Origin of the sequence: Lysinibacillus sp. NPDC059133 (assembly GCF_042755925.1) — a bacterium.
In the GTDB taxonomy this organism is placed as follows: Bacteria; Bacillota; Bacilli; order Bacillales_A; family Planococcaceae; genus Lysinibacillus.
Genome location: NZ_JBHZDH010000061.1, coordinates 1 through 17,712, shown reverse-complemented (window position 1 = coordinate 17,712; position 17,712 = coordinate 1). Strand labels below are relative to the sequence as shown.

14 protein-coding genes and 3 pseudogenes are annotated in these 17,712 nt (G+C 37.9%); 7 read left to right on the top strand and 10 right to left on the bottom strand.

The features are described 5' to 3' along the window. The 3 genes from ACFXN8_RS22765 to ACFXN8_RS22755 form a co-directional block, all read right to left on the bottom strand. On the bottom strand, positions 1–2,211 hold a 2,211-nt coding region (locus tag ACFXN8_RS22765; RefSeq protein ID WP_386847762.1), incomplete at its 3' end, for an AAA domain-containing protein. A gap of 260 nt (positions 2,212–2,471) precedes the next feature. Continuing rightward, positions 2,472–3,026 carry an NADPH-dependent FMN reductase gene (locus ACFXN8_RS22760; RefSeq protein WP_049667893.1) on the bottom strand — a complete coding sequence of 185 codons (555 nt, stop codon included), beginning with the start codon at positions 3,024–3,026 and terminating at the stop codon, positions 2,472–2,474. A gap of 569 nt (positions 3,027–3,595) precedes the next feature. Further along, entirely contained in the window at positions 3,596–4,441 is an 846-nt protein-coding gene (locus ACFXN8_RS22755; protein WP_386847759.1) for an NAD(P)H-binding protein, read from the bottom strand. A gap of 268 nt (positions 4,442–4,709) precedes the next feature. Between ACFXN8_RS22755 and ACFXN8_RS22750 the strand changes: the two genes are divergently transcribed. The 5 genes from ACFXN8_RS22750 to ACFXN8_RS22730 all read left to right on the top strand — a co-directional run bounded on the left by ACFXN8_RS22750 (position 4,710) and on the right by ACFXN8_RS22730 (position 9,449). Next, entirely contained in the window at positions 4,710–5,756 is a 1,047-nt protein-coding gene (locus tag ACFXN8_RS22750) for a PseG/SpsG family protein (RefSeq protein WP_376078558.1), read from the top strand. Positions 5,757–5,947: 191 nt separating this feature from the next. Then, positions 5,948–6,133, top strand: coding sequence for an SE1832 family protein (locus ACFXN8_RS22745; protein ID WP_285397488.1), 186 nt, complete (start codon positions 5,948–5,950; stop codon positions 6,131–6,133). 133 nt (positions 6,134–6,266) lie between these two features. Further along, on the top strand, positions 6,267–7,832 hold the full coding sequence (locus tag ACFXN8_RS22740) for an ABC-F family ATP-binding cassette domain-containing protein (RefSeq protein ID WP_386847757.1): 1,566 nt from the start codon (positions 6,267–6,269) through the stop codon (positions 7,830–7,832). A gap of 745 nt (positions 7,833–8,577) precedes the next feature. After that, positions 8,578–8,982, top strand: a complete 405-nt coding sequence (gene spx, locus ACFXN8_RS22735; protein ID WP_386847755.1) for a transcriptional regulator Spx — start codon at positions 8,578–8,580, stop codon at positions 8,980–8,982. A gap of 23 nt (positions 8,983–9,005) precedes the next feature. Then, positions 9,006–9,449 (top strand): MarR family winged helix-turn-helix transcriptional regulator, encoded by a 444-nt coding sequence (locus ACFXN8_RS22730; protein ID WP_376078564.1) that lies wholly within the window; start codon positions 9,006–9,008, stop codon positions 9,447–9,449. A 201-nt stretch (positions 9,450–9,650) separates the two neighbouring features. Here ACFXN8_RS22730 and ACFXN8_RS22725 read toward each other — a convergent pair. From ACFXN8_RS22725 to ACFXN8_RS22715, 3 genes and pseudogenes are all read right to left on the bottom strand, one after another. After that, positions 9,651–10,130, bottom strand: a pseudogene (locus tag ACFXN8_RS22725) (DMT family transporter); the annotation flags it as partial. Positions 10,131–10,423: 293 nt separating this feature from the next. Beyond that, positions 10,424–11,830 (bottom strand): amidohydrolase, encoded by a 1,407-nt coding sequence (locus ACFXN8_RS22720; protein WP_386847752.1) that lies wholly within the window; start codon positions 11,828–11,830, stop codon positions 10,424–10,426. A gap of 2 nt (positions 11,831–11,832) precedes the next feature. After that, entirely contained in the window at positions 11,833–13,059 is a 1,227-nt protein-coding gene (locus tag ACFXN8_RS22715) for an MFS transporter (protein ID WP_386847750.1), read from the bottom strand. A 132-nt stretch (positions 13,060–13,191) separates the two neighbouring features. On the opposite strand from ACFXN8_RS22715, the gene ACFXN8_RS22710 reads away from it, so the two are divergent. Beyond that, positions 13,192–15,135 carry a helix-turn-helix domain-containing protein gene (locus ACFXN8_RS22710; protein WP_386847748.1) on the top strand — a complete coding sequence of 648 codons (1,944 nt, stop codon included), beginning with the start codon at positions 13,192–13,194 and terminating at the stop codon, positions 15,133–15,135. 151 nt (positions 15,136–15,286) lie between these two features. On the opposite strand, the gene ACFXN8_RS22705 is transcribed toward ACFXN8_RS22710, so the two are convergent. The 4 genes and pseudogenes from ACFXN8_RS22705 to ACFXN8_RS22690 all read right to left on the bottom strand — a co-directional run bounded on the left by ACFXN8_RS22705 (position 15,287) and on the right by ACFXN8_RS22690 (position 17,225). Further along, positions 15,287–15,835 (bottom strand): RNA polymerase sigma factor, encoded by a 549-nt coding sequence (locus ACFXN8_RS22705; RefSeq protein ID WP_386847746.1) that lies wholly within the window; start codon positions 15,833–15,835, stop codon positions 15,287–15,289. 201 nt (positions 15,836–16,036) lie between these two features. Beyond that, positions 16,037–16,282 carry a response regulator transcription factor gene (locus ACFXN8_RS22700; protein ID WP_386847776.1) on the bottom strand — a complete coding sequence of 82 codons (246 nt, stop codon included), beginning with the start codon at positions 16,280–16,282 and terminating at the stop codon, positions 16,037–16,039. 126 nt (positions 16,283–16,408) lie between these two features. Continuing rightward, positions 16,409–16,636: pseudogene (locus tag ACFXN8_RS22695) on the bottom strand (LuxR C-terminal-related transcriptional regulator); the annotation flags it as partial. A gap of 61 nt (positions 16,637–16,697) precedes the next feature. After that, positions 16,698–17,225 carry a hypothetical protein gene (locus tag ACFXN8_RS22690; protein WP_386847744.1) on the bottom strand — a complete coding sequence of 176 codons (528 nt, stop codon included), beginning with the start codon at positions 17,223–17,225 and terminating at the stop codon, positions 16,698–16,700. Between the two features lie 142 nt (positions 17,226–17,367). On the opposite strand from ACFXN8_RS22690, the pseudogene ACFXN8_RS22685 reads away from it, so the two are divergent. Next, a pseudogene (locus ACFXN8_RS22685) lies at positions 17,368–17,712 on the top strand (hypothetical protein); the annotation flags it as partial.

The window sequence follows — 17,712 nt, the reverse complement described above, 5'->3', positions numbered from 1 at the left end:
GCTTGTAATCGCGCATTCTTGATGTAATAAGCCTCCAATACCTTTACGTAACGACTCGAATTCCTGATCTTTATGCTCTTGTTGTTGTTTAAGAGCTATACCTTTTTGCCAGACAAAATCACGACGCATATATAATCCGAGCAAGAAACTTTCAATTTGCCCGGCTGGTGGTGTTTGATCATCTTGAAAGGCTGTATTGAGTTGTGCAAAAACACCTGTTAGATTTTGCAATGAAAACGATTGAACTGGCTGCAATCTTCTTTTAGCAAGGGCCCGCTCTTTTTCTTCATCCGATACCAACGCCTCAAGCTTTGCAATCGCTTTTTGTAGACGTGAATTGATGGTTGCCCATGCATCTAAATCTTTAGCATCCTCTAAATGCTGTAAACGACTAATTTGCTGTGACAGCACATAAGATGGGCGAATTTGATAGTGCTGTAAAAATCGTTCGATTCGCTCATAGGACGTTAAATTACCGATATATTTTTCGGCTTCCTTCATTAATCGAAGTCGATTATTTTCCTCTTCATATTTCAATTGGATATCTTTGAACTGCACTGCTAAATGCTGCTTTTGCTCTTGCAGTTCCTTATATTGAGCAGCTGCTTCCAACTGCTCCATCTTTTGAGTAGTTTCCTCTAAAGTAAGCTTCAGCTGCTCGATAGACGGACTTTCAGCAAGTGTCTGCTCAAGCGACTTTACAGCAGGCTCAATTTGCGCCAGCTGTTTTTCGTAATGCTCTTTATGTGCCTCGTTCTCCTGCTGCTCGGCTTTTGCAGACTTTAACTCTTTCTTTAATGCTTGTATTTCCTGCTGTAAAATAGGCTCGTCAATTGCGGCCTGTTCTTTCGCAGCTATTTCCTTTGTTAGCTCCTCAAGCCATGCCTCAAGTTTTTCTAGCTCTTCTTCAGCCTCGCTAATACTTGATTTTAGTTCCTGTTCACGTTCTGTAAAGGCTATGATCTCCTCTTCGATCGCTACGAGAGTTTGCTCACGCCAATGAAGCGCAACATTTTCCTCAATAAATTTTTTACCCTCTTCTTCAATACTTTCCGTTCTACCATAGCGCAAAATTCGAATTTCTTGATTAGAAAGTAGTCGTCCTAAAGCATTATCCACGGCTAGATTTGATTGAGAAGCCACGAGTGTTTTTAAGCCAGCCTTGACATTTTGCTGACAAATTTCAGAAATAACAGTTGTCTTCCCTGTGCCAGGAGGTCCTTGAATCACATACAAATCTTCAACGGACAATGCGCCTAAAACAGCCCGTCGCTGATATTCGTTTAAATTATTGTGAAAAACAATATCCTCTCGAAGCTTTGATGTTCGGACAGTTGGACGTTTTTCAAATAATATTGTCTCTAAATTAGGGTTAACTGCCTCGCCTTTTTCAAGCTTGGTAAAACCATTGCGTAATCGTCTAATTTGACTCAATGTCGCAAAATTACTAAAGCTCGCTTGCTTCGAACGAAGGTTAAGCTGATCTTTACGTGCTAAATCCTGCACAAAAGGCTTCAAGTCAATTTCTATTGTCTGTTTCCCTGCATGAGCCTTTAATACTTGTCCAATTTCACCGCGAACTCCTTGAATGTTCACACTTAACCCTTCAAGCTTCTTCCATTCCTTCGATTTTATATAAGGGCAAACAATTGTGAGCCTAGTAAAATCTTCATTAAAATAGCTTTGCTTAAATTCTGTATGAATGTCATCAATGGTCGCATCACGTTCTTGAATTTTTAAAAAGCCTTCCCAGCTCGAGATACGCTTTTTCACATATTCTGTGCGCTCCTCGGCTATTGGTAGCCCTCTTATTTTTGAATGAAGATCAAGCGGAATCCCTGCTCCATTATTAGGTCTTGTGACAAATTGTAATGCCGCTGGTAAGCGTCGATTGGTATTGATGGGGCCTCGCATATGTACAAAACGAAGATTTGTAGCTAGCAACCCTTCAACCTTAAGCACACAATCCATAATGGCTGTTTTCTCAGCAAGGACGTCCGTTAACTTTTCATTTTGCTCTGCATTAAAATAAATCGATAAAAACGTTTCACCAATTGTTTTAGCTTTGCGCTTTTCGATATAGACGGTAAATGCTTTTTGTAAGGCAAAAAAGGCATGCTCATTTGCTGAGCATTCCTCTACCGCTTCCTTCGCCTTATTCGTCAATATTAGACTACAGCGTTGTTTTTCTAGTAAAGCGATGTCCTGCATGAGCAGCCCTCCCTTCCGTTTCACTAAAGTTCAATTTTATCACATCGTAAAAGGATACTTCAATTATACCTCGGCATAATTGCGTCCGGAGTCGGCTTTGTGCCAACAAATGTCTTTTGCGCGAAAGCGTAGTGCTAACGTAGCGGCAGCAAAAGGTTTTGTCTGTGCGAAAGCGAAGCGGCAGCAACAGCATGAAGTTAAAAAGAAAAATCCCCTGCACAGTGATTTCCTTCCACTGCACAAGGGATAAAGATCTTATTTTAATGTTGATCGATCGGTTCTTTCGGCAATGTTTTGCTCATTTCACAATATTGTACAAAAACACGAGCCAATTCACGTAAACGATTATGAACATCTTCGTCTACAATATTATTATCTGCATCAAAATGAGATGTGTGTGTGTATACATAGTTCGGAGTCACAAGGGCACGGAAGTAGTCCAAAATTGGTTTTAACTGATTTTCTACTACTAAATGGTGTTGATATGTGCCTCCATTTGCCACGATAGATACTGGCTTATAGCGCATTGTTTTTGGATGCAAGAAATCAAATGCATTTTTCAAAACGCCCGGGATCGATGCTTGGAAAATCGGTGTAGCGATAATATACGCATCCGCTTCCTCAAACTTTTGAATCATTTCCTTCATGTCATCATTTAACGGTGAACCGTCTACAATTTGATGCTTATATTGACTAAAATGCATAATTTCTAATTCGAAACTAGCATCTAATTCTTTAATATATTGCTCTACTTGCTCTAAAATAGCACCAGTTTTACGACCAAACATTGTGCCATCAACGAGTAAAATTTTCATTTTCTTTTTGCCTCCACATTCATCTTCTACAATAATATTGTAACAAATGAAAAGAGGCACGAAAAGAATTGTAGTAGTTAAAACCGTAATTTCAGTCTTTAGGCGGAACGTAGTCTACACAAGAAATATCGCTTCAGAAAAAAGACTTTGGTATGGCGAAGACTTGTTATAAAAATATGTTTTCACAGATAAATTGGTTAACCACTTTTATCCATAGTTATAAGACGCTGATTTTCGCTACGGGCTACTTGCTTTCCTGCGGGTGAGCGTCGAGCCGCTTTCGCGCAAAAAACATCTGTTGGCCTGAGACCCTGCAGCGAAGCGGATGTTTTCTGTGCGAAATCGTAGTGCTAACGTAGCGGCAGCAAATGTTTTATCTTTGCGAAAGCGCAGCGACAGCAACAATTGTTTTATCTGTGCGAAAGCGCAGCGACAGCAACAATTGTTTTATCTGTGCGAAAGCGCAGCGACAGCAACAATTGTTTTATCTGTGCGAAAGCGCAGCGACAGCAACAACAACAAAGCGCCCAGTCGGAACGGAAATCAACCCCACTCTATGGTGATGGACCTTATTTATCCTCACGACGTTGGAATTTTACTTCTTTATCTACAACGGTTTCTTCTATTTTATATTTATCTCGATTAATCACGACTTCTTGATTTACTTTATCTCCTTCATCGCTGGTACTCGATAATTTGCGCTTCTCCCAATTAAATAAATTCTCTCTTGAAACGTCCTCATTCTGCGTTTCAGGAAAATCTAACTGAGCCAATTCCTGAGATGGATAGATGGTAACTGGCTGTTTATCGCCGTACAATGCAATAACGATCATCGCCTTCGCAACTTGGGAAGCTTCTATAGCTCTTGAACGCTTTAACGGTCCAACTAATAATGGCTTTGCTAACTTTAAAACCTTCTCTCCCGCCTTTTCACCTAAACGAAACTCTTCTCTCTCCCCAACCAATAAAGACGGGCGAATAATAGAAAGTCTTTGTAAGCCTAGCTCCATCAGATCATGTTCAAGCTTTCCTTTTACTCGATTATAGTAAAATGGAGATTTTTCATTTGCCCCCATTGCTGTAATGACTAGCATATGTGGAATTCCTCGATTTTTTGCTAACGAGGCAATCGTTAGCGGATATTCAAAATCAACTTTCTCAAATTCCTCACGAGATCCTGCCTTTTTAATCGTTGTTCCTAAACAACAATAAAGCTCATGTGCAAATTCGATATCTTTTTCCTCTAAAGTATCTAAATTACGAATTTTCACTTCTAGCTTTGGATGCGTAAATGCTGGCGCTCTTCGTGCAATCACCGTAACTGAAACATATTCATCATTTTCACATAATTGTTCTACAAGAGAGGTACCTGTTAATCCAGTAGCCCCTACAACAATCGCTGCGCGCATTCCCATCGATTCTCCCCCTCCTAAGCTCATTTGCTCCAGAAACCTCACTGTCGGAACAAAGCTTCTATTTTTGCTAAAAAACTAAAACAATCCTATATGTATCTTCCCCCAAACTCTACTTTATTTATCGGTTAAAAAGGGAGCTCTTCCTCATTTAATTTGTAGAAGTTTGAAAAACTATTTAGAGCTATAATTTATCTAATCCTAATTTTTTACACATACTTGCCCATCATTCACCATAGTTTAAATAGACGGATGAAAGGATGGGATACACTTGCAAAACGAAACTCAAACAATGGAACTAAAAAAGACGATTGTTTTCATTATTGAAAGCTGTATCGATAAAGGGCTGTATCCTTTTGAACGGGTTGCAACGCTGGCAAAGCTACTTACAAATGAACAAGTTTTCATATTTGTAAAGACCCCTTCAAATGATGGGATTCAAATTTTAATGAATGACAATCTCTCGCCAATCTTATTTGAACATTTCGATGAGCTACCCAAGCAAATGAAAGGTATTCAGCCTGATTTAATTGTAAGAGATGGCCGTAACTCTGAAAGCTGGCAAGTACAAAATTTACGACCGTTCTGCAAAACAATCATTCATTTTGATGATTTAGGTGAGGGTGGCCAAGCCTGTGACTGTGTATTGCTAGCACTTTATCAAGAAGTTAAAGATTATTTACCCTCTCATTATATTGGTGGAAGCTTTAATTTTGCATTACCAGAAGCTTATCAAAATTTTGAGGATCGACCAGACAACAAAACACCCGAAAGCCCACCTCATATCGTTGTTGCTTTTGAGGATGGGGACGAGCATAACTTAACCTACCGTACTCTTCGACACTTAACGCAGCTACAAATCCCACTACAAATTACAGTGATGATAGATGATAGCTATCGACATGCAACAGATGATTTGCAAATGATGGTGCTTAGTCGTCGTAACACTGCCATTCTTCGTGATAAAAACGCACTCCTAAAACTATTACCAAAAGCAGATGTTATTATTTGTAATGCTAACTATACACCTTATAAAATCGCCTCTTATGGTGTACCTTGTATTACACTTGCCCAAACTGAGGCTGAGCTATTACATGCCTTTCCTCGCGAGCAAAATGGTTTTATTCACCTTGGACTTGGTCGCAAAATGAAACAATCACAAATTCAAAACGCTGTCATGGAATTTTTATTACATGAAGCTCGAAGCGAACGGGCTGTTAAAAAACAACGACAGCTCAATCTTGCAAGTAACAATGAAGCACTACAGTCAGTACTTTTAGATTTCGCTTACGATCGACACAATATCGCTTCTACTTAATGATTCTTTGCAGGTGGATATGATACAATACAGTAGAACTTTCACTTTCACTTATCTGTAATTACAAGAAGTGAATTCAAGCATCATAAATACCCGATTGATAGTAACTAATAAGCGGTGGGGGATAAAAAAACCTCCATCGCTTTTACACGCATTCGTTATACAACTAAACACATAAAGGAGCAATCATCATGCCATCAAAAAGTGATATTGAATATCAAATTAAAGAGCTTAAAATGGATTATATGAATTTACAAGGCGACATTGAAAAGCTTGAATCTACAGGTCATAATGATCAAGTAGCAAAAGCAGAGCAACGCCTTGCAAATATGGAAGCAACGCTAGCGGAGTTAAATAAACAATTAGCAGAACTATAACTTCTTTCAGCGGGTGTCCAAACTCCCGCTGAAAGAAGTTAATGCCTCTGGACGCAATTATGCCAAGGCAATTGATTAATAATATTAACTAGCGGTTATAAAAAAGCTTAGCCGCTATCTCGGAGGAACATATATGGCAATATTAACAGTTGAAAATTTAGGTCATTCATTCGGTGACCGCACGCTTTTTAAAGATGTCTCTTTTCGTCTAGTTGAAGGTGATCATATTGGTCTTGTAGGTGCAAACGGTGTTGGTAAGTCAACATTAATGGGCATCATTACGGGCCAAGCAATCCACGATACTGGGAAGGTTGAATGGCTTCCTGGAACGCATTATGGTTATTTAGATCAGCACACTGTATTGACAGCTGGCCGAACTATGCGTGATGCATTACGTGACGCTTTCCTTCCTTTATATAAAAAAGAAGAAGAGCTCAATGAAATTACAGGAAAAATGGCTGAAGCAACACCTGAAGAATTGGAAGATTTACTAGAGCAAATGGCTGAGGTGCAAGATGCTCTGGATGCAGGTGATTTCTATTCGCTTGATATGAAAATTGATGAGGTTGCACGAGGTCTTGGTCTTGATGCAATAGGCTTAGACCGTGATGTCGCTGCTCTTTCCGGTGGTCAACGTACAAAGGTTTTACTAGCTAAGCTATTACTTGAAAAACCAAAAGTATTATTACTAGATGAGCCGACAAACTATCTTGATGAAGAGCATATTACATGGTTGAAAAACTATTTAAAGAACTATCCACACGCTTTCTTACTAATTTCGCATGATACAGAGTTTATGAATGAAACGGTGGATGTTATCTTCCAACTAGAATTTTCAAAATTGACTCGCTATACTGCGACATATGAAAAGTTTTTAGAGCTTGCTGAAATCAATAAACGTCAGCATATCGATGCCTATGAAAAACAACAGGAATTCATTAAAAAACAAGAAGATTTTATTGCGAAAAATAAAGCGCGCTACTCAACTACTGGTCGTGCAAAATCTCGCTCCAAGCAGCTTGACCGCTTAGAGCGTATCGACCGTCCTGAAACAGCTGTAAAGCCTGAATTCGGCTTTAAAGAGGCACGTTCTTCTGGTCGTTATGTAGTAGAGGCTGAAAACTTAGTCATTGGATACGACAAGGACAAGCCATTACTTCCTCCACTTACATTCGCTATTGAACGTGGGGAAAAAATTGCTCTAGTCGGTATGAATGGTGTTGGTAAATCAACATTATTAAAAACGATGTTAGGCAAAATAAATCCGCTAGATGGAAAAGTGTTTCGTGGTGACTATCTTTACCCATCTTACTTCGAACAAGAAGTAAAAGCTGAAAAAATTACACCTATTGATGATGTGTGGAATGCCTTCCCTTCTATGGAGCAAGCACAAGTACGTGCAGCATTAGCACGCGCAGGACTAAAAACGGATCATATTACTCGCCCACTTAATTCTTTATCTGGTGGTGAGCAAGCAAAGGTACGTTTATGTAAGCTCATGATGGAAGAAGCAAACTGGCTTCTATTTGACGAACCGACAAACCACTTAGATGTCGATGCAAAAGATGAACTAAAGCGTGCCATGAAAGAATTTAAAGGCACAATCGTATTAGTAAGCCATGAACCTGATTTCTATGAAGGTTTAGCGACAAAGGTTTGGGATGTCCAAGACTGGTTTACTTCAGGACAACAAAACTAGAAATATTATTTATGAGGGCCGTTTCCGGTGTGATTTTTTTTGATCATTCGGGGCTGCCCTCTTTTTTTGCTTGAAACTCTGGCGTGGGTAACGTTTGTTTAGGAACTATACTTGAGCGATTGCGGTTCTTCGGGATACCCGAGCAGTTTTTCGGTCTACCCGATCACTTCTTCCGCGTACCCGATCACTTTTCGTTCCTACCTGATCACTTCTCCGGCTTACCTGAACAATACTTCCCCTTACTCGAGCAGTATGTACGGTTCCCCTCCCCCAAGCTTTCCGAATCGACTTTTTGAAAACAAAAATTTACTTATCTATGCATAAAAATCTGCATTCAATCATAATAATAATGAGTGGATAAACAATATATCTATTACCTATCAATTGTGGCCCGGCATAATTGTGTTCGGAGGCTTTAATTTCTTTCAGCAGGTGTTTGGACACCCACTAAAAGAAGTTATATCAGACTATTTCTCTCTATATTAGAACAGCTCTCATTATTCTATGAGCTTCTATTATTAAGATTTAACAAAACTTACATCATTGTAAGCTTAATTTGCGAAACTTTTCGCTCTTTTGTGCGTATATTTTAGTGTAATAAAAAAAATGTTATTACTAGTTAAATTTTTAAAAATAACTATTGATTTATATATAGCTTACTAGTAAGATATATGTATAACCTATTTAACTTACTAATAAGATATATATCAAATATAATCCTAAAAAAGAAAGCGGGGAATGAAGAATGACAGTTACAATTTATTCACAAGCGAGCTGTTCTTCATCCAGAAAAGCATTAAAATGGTTAAAAGATCACAACATCGAATATAAAGAAAAACGTATTACATCACATCCACTAACACTTGCTGAATTTAAAGAGATTTTAAGCATGACAGAAGATGGAACAGATGAAATTATTGCAACGAACTCAAATGATTTTAAAAATTTAAATATTGATATTGATCAACTCTCTATTCAAGAGTTGTTTGCCATCATCCAAGCTCACCCAAGAATGTTACGAAGCCCTATCTTAGTTGATGAAAAACGTATTCAAGTTGGGTACAATGAGATGGACATCCGTCGTTTTATTCCACGGAGAGTACGTGCTTTTGAGTTAAACGCGATGACAAGATTAGCACAAGAAAGTTAAAACAGTTTTGGAGTTGACCTTATATGGATCAAGAAAAAGAAAGAGCCATTACCTCGTTGTTTGAAGTAGTATCTTCCATTGAGCGTAAGTGGGCAAACGAGTGGAATAATCATAATGTACTCGGCTTTTCAAAATCCCATATTTTAATTTTAGACTACTTATCGCAGGAGGGACCAAAGCGCCCTTCTGCCATTGCTGATCGGTTAAAAGTGACAACAGGTGGTGTCACTGTTTTAACAGGTAAGCTCATTAATGCTGGCTTTCTTGAAAAAACACAGCATGCAACAGATCGACGAGCTTCTCAATTGAAAATTACAGCTGATGGCGAAGATATATTAGAAGAATCCCGTCAGCAAGTTAGCGAAATTATACACAATATGTTTGGTATGCTATCAGCTGATGAAGTACAAACATTACGTGATATTTTTTCAAAATTACTCAACGCTGAACCTAATCGATATGAGTAAACGCTTCATTTTCACACCGTAAAAAGTTAGACATGTATCTAACTTTTTACGGTGTTTTTCTTTTGGCTCAATTTTTTTGGTAACTCCCCCTCGCCTTTCCCTCTGTTTGTTTGTACATAGCATAGCTGAGTCTAGGTTAGTAGTTTCTCGGTAGGATTTGTAGATTTGAAATAAAGATTAATTGTTTCTTTGAATGATTTATTATATAGCTGCTCGTTCTTCAGTATTGCGCTTAGGAATAATTGTTGCCCCCGAAGCAGTTAAAACACCTAATAAAACTAACATAGTCCCAATAATTTGAAATACCGTTATCGGTGTTCCAATAACAAATGAAATAATCATTGTTACAACAGGAACAAGATTAAAAAATAGAGATGTTTTACTTGCGCCAATCTCCTTTTTCCCCTGATTCCACCAAAGGTAACCCAAAACACTTGTAAAGAAAGCCATGAAGGCAATTGCTCCCCAAGCTCCAATAGAAATGTTCGGTAAAGAGACAGGATTTGAGGTGAATAAAGAAACCACTATTAAACTAACAGCACCAGTAATCATCGTATAAGTGGTGGTAGATAGCGGAGTAGCATTCTTTATAAATCGACGTCCGAGTACACCGTAAAGTGCCCAGCAAACGTTGCCTGCAAAGATTATTAAATCACCACCTGAAATTGATAGGGTTTTTAGGTTCTATAATATTTGTTGGGGTATTCACACAATTCCGCGCATAAAAAAAGCACAGATTCGCCGATTTATATATACTTGAATTGTCGAGAAACAAGTAATAGAAAGGTGAACTGTGCAAATGAATTTTAACATGAATATCCCAGGATTAAAAGATGTAGAGATTACGAAAGTAGAAGAAGTAGGCGATCGAATCGCATTGTATGTACAATTGCCTAAATGTACGCATCAATGTCCAGTTTGTAAAAAAGAAACATCGAAAAGGGTGAAGAATTCTCCCCACCCTAAACCTTTGTTTAAACCGGATTTGGCGCTCTCACTTCTTCCGGAATGCCACATTCATACTGTTTCCCAGCTCTTAAATTTGTAAATTCTTCCTTCGCTTTTTTCATTACATCTGGATTTAGTAAGGAATCAAGCGCTGCTCCTGCCATTGCTTTTGCCGCATAATGCATTCCTTTCATGCCGAGTGAAGATCCAAAAGCAGCAGTTGCTTGCCAAGTATGCACCTGCACCCCATATGGAGCACAAGTTGTAAATACCTGACCAAGGGGCGCAATCCACGAAACGTCCCCTAAATCGCTAGAACCTTGCATGGATTTGCGAAAAGTTTGTGGCATATGAAATACTTGCTCCACCAATACCTCCTTACTTATTTCATTTGGTACAAAAGATTGTTGGGCGGTACCTGCAAGAACAGAAGGATCTAATGAAGCCTGTAGCGACTTTGCAAAAGTAAGCTCGTCCTCTGTAAAGGATAATGGCGGTAGATCGTCCCACTGCGCCAACATTTGCTCATTTAATGTAAGATTCGGTAATGTATCGTAACAGCCTGCCTTCAGTTCCAAATGCACTTCTGTTTCTGTCATCATCGCTGCCCCTTTCGCCACCTTAATGAGTCTGCGTTCTAAATCTTTGACAGCATCACGATTTGCTCCGCGTAGGTAATAATAGACACTCGCTTTATCTGGAACAATATTCGGTGCTAAGCCACCATTTGTAATTTGATAATGAATACGAGATCCGTCTGGCACATGCTCGCGTAAATAATTGGCTCCGACATTCGTCAATTCAACAGCATCAAGCGCACTTCTCCCTAGATGTGGCGCACCAGCGGCATGTGCTGTCCGACCTGAAAAATAAAATTCAATGGCTGTGAGTGCTTGCATAGAGAAGTTCGCTGTCATGTTAAACGTGAATGGATGCCACGTATAGACAACATCTAAGTCATCAAACACACCGGCCCGTGCCATATACGATTTTCCAGATAACAATTCCTCTGCTGGACAACCATAATAGCGGATCGTTCCTTGTATATTGTGAAGCGTCATCACTTCTTTTAAAGCAACTACGGCTTCTACCCCAGCCGTTCCTAATAAATTGTGACCGCAGCCATGCCCAGGGGCCCCCTCCTCTACTGGCGAATATAATGTACTAACTTGCTGTGATAACCCTGGAAGCGCATCAAACTCTCCTAAAAATCCAATAATTGGACTACCTGATCCCCACTGTGCATAAAAAGCAGTTTGTACATCGCCAATTGGCGTAACAATTTCAAACCCTTCTTTTTTTAGAAAATCTTGTTGCAGTGAAGACGCAAATGTCTCTTCATAGCCTAACTGAGGACTATCCCAAATTTGCTTCGCCATATTATTAAATGTTTCTTCATTTTTTTGTATCCATTCAAATAATTGCTGTTTCATAATTAGTATCCCTCCACAGATTTTATAGTTGTTTGTTGCTGATGGTTAACTGGTAAAGTAACAGCGATGACAGCAGCGATGACACACATAATGGCTAAAAATATAAACGATGTTTTAAAGGAACCATCCGATGCATTAATTAAATAACCCATAATTGTTGGCGAAATAATCCCTGCTGCTTGTCCACCAAAATTGACTATGCCAAAAGCGGTTCCAACATTTTGCTGATTGACAACACGATGTGGCGTTGTAAATATGAAAGAGGCCATAAAAGAGACAAATATAAAGGCGATTGATTGATACGTAATAGCTAGTGCTGCAGAACCGGCTGTAGACATGAGAAATAAACAAACAGCTAGTACAACTGCTCCGAAAATTACGCCATATTTTGAACGCCCTCCTAGCTTTGAGATGATACGCCCACTTATAATCATGCCAACCATTCCAAAAATTGCTGGTATCGCAGCGATGAAGCCGACATTTTTCAAATCAAGACCATGCACTTTCATTAAATAGGTTGGCATCCAAGTATTTAACCCCCAATTTGCAATATTAATAAAGAAGAAAATAAGAAGTACACGCATTAAATAAGTATTTTTTAATACTTTGCCAAAAGAGCCCTTCTCTTCTTTTTCCACTCGCTCCTCTGACGTAAATGTTTGTGCATTTTTAGTACTCCATAAAAGAGCAACCACAAAAATAAGTCCTAGACCAGAAATTAAGAAAAATACAGTGCGCCAATCCATTACCAATAATAGAGGTGCACAAATAATAGGAGCGACAGCACCACCGATCATATTGGATGACATCATCGTCGTTTGAGCATTTGTACGTTGTTCTTTTTGAAAATAAATAGAGATTGCTTTCGTACTTGCAGCAGGATATCCACCTTCCCCAATACCAAATAAAAATCGAATGAAGAGCAATGAAGTGAGTGACCAAGCTAGCCCTGTAAACGCCGTGAAAACGGACCAAAAAATAACTGCACTAATTAATAATTTCTTCGTTCCATACTTATCCGTTAGCCATCCACCAGGAATTTGCATCACAGCATATCCAAAGAAGAACGCACTTAAAACAAATCCTAATTCCGTTGCTGTTAAGGACAGTTCATTCCCAATATTGATTAAAGCTAAGCTGATAGCCGTTCTGTCAATGTATGAAACCATCCATCCAAAGAATAAAACGCCTAAAATTAAATTACTGCGGTTTTTTAGTTCGACATTCATACCCCCACCCCTTTCGATAAATTATCTAAATATTAAGAAAAATAAAGGACGAAATCATTAGAATATCTTACAATGTTTATAAAAGTTCATTAGAAGAAATTCTGAAATTTAGGGGAAGGAGTCGAATTAGCGGTGTTTTCAAAGGAACATAAAGAAATAGTATTGAACGACGATAATTGTAGCTTTTATATTTATGGCGCAACAAAGGAATGGTCTTTATTTTATGGTCGGCCTTGTGAAATAAAACCTGATTTAAAAGGAATACATTTGGATACACAACAGCAGCGCTTCAGTGCAACGTTATACATTCCAGAGCCAAATGCGTGTATTGTCCAAGGGATCATCTTTGGAGACTTTACAGATTATGATGAAAAATTTTTAGTTTGGCAGCTAGAAAAGACCTTTTATCAGAAAACCCTTATGCGGCAACGTGAGCAAAAATTAGCCATTATACAGCTTATGGGCGCTATGAACTCAACTTTGAAAATAAAAACGCTGTTGCAAACGATCATGGATTTTGCCATTTTAGCCATACCAGTAATTGATCGTGGATTTTTAATGTTATTCAACCCTGAAATGGAGCGTTTATATACAGTAGCTAGTGCGGGTGTAACAGAGCGTATCTTTGATTACGCTCCTCAATTAGGCGAAGGAATGGCAGGTTATACATTTCAAACAGGTGTATCAGGCATTTACAACTACCACGAAACATTAGAGATCATGAGCAATGTCACAAAACTTAATCTCGACGCATTAACGGAAGCTGTACATTTAGGAAGAATCGAGAATAATACATCGATGGCTGTTCCGATTACCTTTCATGAAAGAAAACTCGGTATTATGATTGTCCATCAATATACTAATAAACGCGCTTTTCAGCAAAGTGATTTAAGACTTCTAGAAAGCTTTGCATCGCAGGCCGCAGTTGCAATAAGAAATGCGGAAGCATATGAAGAAATAGAGCGGTTAAATGCTTACTTTGTAAAGCAACACGAAATTCATCAACTCTTTATTAAACTTTCCTTGCAGAATGTGCAAGAAATGAAAATCATTCAAACAACGAAGGAATTATTGCAATTAGACGTTCAATATGTAAATTTAGCAGATCGTAAAACGTTTTTACAGCTAACGGAGATGGACAAGCTCGCAACCATTAAAAAGGACCAATACATTGATATAGGCTATGTCTTTCCAATTAGAAATGAAAGAGAAACTTTTGGTTATTTAATTATTCAGCAGGTGAAGGAATTGACGAGCCAACAACGTATGATTATCGAAAATGCGGCGATAAGCTTAACTTTAAAATCACTCCAAATACAGGCAGCTGGACAAACGAATTTTAAAGAACGTTTTGAGCTTTTCCAACAACTTATCTCTGGACGCGCCCCACTCATTGATTCTCGTTATGATGAATTAGGACTTGATATTAAGAAACCAACATTCGTCGTAAAATTTAAGCTAAAACAATTTTCACATAAAAATAGTATGCAATTCATTCAACATATACAGCAGTATTTTAAAGGACAACATTTTATATTCACAAAACGTGAAACGGTCGTTTGGGTACTACAAGGAGATACAGCCTTTCGTCAAAAAATAAAACAACAATTAACGCAGGCAATCATTAGTTGGGTCCAGTTTTATCATCAGCAGGTGGCAATAGGCATTGGAGCTGTTCAAGATCACTTACTAAAGGTCACTCAAAGTGCAGAAGAAAGTCGCCAAGCACTCCGACATGCTCTGCACCACGCACAAAAAGAAGATAAAGTAACCATTTTTGGTTATGAGGATCTAGGTATTAATCGACTGTTCAGCAAGCAAAGCGAAGAAGAGCTTGGACAATTTGTCCACGATATATTAGCTCCGTTGTACAAGCTAAAGGATGAAACCTTACTGGCAACACTTCGTAGTTACATTCATCAAAATCGTTCCATTTCGAAAACGGCTTCCACCTTACACATTCACCAAAATACGCTATACCATCGACTCGAAAAAATCGAACAATTATTAAATCGAGATTTACACAACCCAGCACATTATTTAGAAATTCATTTAGCCCTGCATTTAAGTGAGTGACATCCGCCGGACTTTAACTTCTTTCAGCGATAAAATCCCCCATCAAAAAAAGATGCATCGCAAAGTAATTTTGCAATGCATCTTTTTTATGGATTGGCCGAACGAATACTTCCGTCTAAGTAATTACTGCTAGTGCGACCAATGCATTTCATCATGCTGGTAGCACTGACTCTACTATGGCTACATCGGCCATTAGCATTTCTTTCAAACGAGCTTTCGCACGGAATAAACGAGATTTCACAGTACCAATTGAAACTTTCATAATTGTAGAGATTTCAGCAAGTGAATATTGGTCTATATAGAAATACCATAATGTTTTACGATAGATTCCATCTAATTGACCCATTTTATCCTGTACTAATTTAGTAACAATATCTTTTTCAACTTTTTCTTCAGTTGAAATGTCATTATTGGGAACCAAATCTAAAATCGGTACGTCTAATGTTTCAGGTTGGTTCATCATGTATTTACTACGTCGTGTTTTTTTACGATAGCGATCTCTAAATGTATTCATTGTAATTGTTGTAAGCCAAGCTTTAATATGCTCCACCTCGGCAACGCTATCCTCATAGCGCACAACTTTTACCCATACTTCTTGCATTAAATCTTCAGCTTCTACATTATTGCGAGTAAGTTTTAAGCATAAGTGATATATGTAGCGATTGTATTCCTCATATACGCCTTCTAATTTTTCATTCATTGTGTATTCCTCCGCTTCTTGTTCTTGCTTCTATATACATTCTCGCAAAATAATGTATTACACTCTATCGTATTGGCTTTCAATTACATTACAATCGTGTAAGCTTAGTTGCTCTCACTTGTAATATTCGTAAATAATGTTTTATTACTATATTTATTATTCGGAGAAAAGCTTTATAACACGCCCCTCCCCCCTTCTTTTTTATTGCACATTCAATAGCATTTCCTTAAATTTCCTACCACAGAAGAACTCGGATTTTTCACATATTTTAAACACTTCATTCAACAGCCCCAATCGAAAGGCAGAAGCGACAACTTGAGTGTGGTTCTTTGCTTTTAGCTTTGTCATTAAACTACTGACATAATCTCTTACTGTGTGCTCACTTAAAAACAGTAAGCTACCTATTTTTTTATTGTCATACCCTTCTGCTAGTAAGCCCAAAATCATTGATTCCCGTTCTGTTAAGTGAAGCTCAGAGGAGTTCTCCGTTTTTTCACCCTTTCTTGATAAAAATAACCCCAAGCGTTTCCCAACTTGTTCAAGTAACTGTAATTCATCTTCGGTGCAATCAAATTCTTCTCCAAGCTGATCAAATGTCAGCCACCCAAACAATTGGTCTTCATGAATAATCGGTATAAAAATCACAGAGGACAAATCAAATAATTTTATATGCTCTTCTTTCACATAATTTTTAGGGTCTCTTAAATAAATCGGTTTCTTAGAGCCAAAAACTAAATCTTGTGCAGTGAGCCGCCCCTTCATGCTCTGTACTTTTGAAAGCTCTGCACCAATGACCCCGTAGAATTGATTTGACCATGGGACATATGCATAAAAGACACATCTTTTATATTGAAAATACTCTTCACAATATAGAGGCTAAATCTTGATATCCAGAACAACGAATCAGTAGCTTATTAAGCTGATCTAACAATAGAAGATTTTTCAGTTCCAAACTTTCATGTGATTCGGACTTTTTCTTATGCCCTTCCTCATATTTGTTATAACTTTGAACAAGATAAGTAAACATCGATAGTAAAAACATTACTATTGCGTTCATTCGGCTATGTTTCTGTTGAATCATAAAGGTAATCAAGGACTTCTCAAGTATTAATTGAAACAGGTTAAAGCATCTCATATCTATAATGGAAAATTGTGATTGAAGCCACGTATCTAAATAACCTCCATATTCTTCATTGATATCTTCAATATCAATATGAGTTAACAGAAGAATAAACGAATCCAACAGCATCATAGTCCTTTTTCGATCCGACTCAGAAATAGAAGGCTCTAGATGAAGATAGATATTTATATTTTCTTCTAGCTGTTTGCTATAGATTTTAATGAATAAGACGAATTCTTGGAATGTAACTTCTTCATTTGAATGGGTCATATAAATCCTGCTCCTTCACAGAAGTGAGCTTCAGGAATCCCACTTCTTCAGAGGTGGGAGGAATGAAGTGCTTTTTTCTTTATAGAACATATGTTTATGTTGTATATTGTGAATAATCAAAAAAAGAAAGGAGTGACGGGTAATGACGAAAGGGAAGAAAGATTGTTTTGTTATAGAACTCAAGTTACATATAGATACATGGCAAAAAGATATTCTATTAAAACGTTTTGAAATTGCCCGTACACTCTACAATACAACTTTGTCTTATGCAGTAAAAAAATATACTTTAATGCAAGAATCAAAACACTATCGAAAACAATTACGTTGCTACCAAAAAGCGAAAAAATTTAATGATTCAAAAGAATTGAAGCAGACTGCAAAAGAATTAGATCACATTCGTCAATCTTTTGGATTAAGTGAATATCAACTGCATGCGTATATTAAAAAGCATCAACATAACTATAAAAAACATATAGATAGCAATACT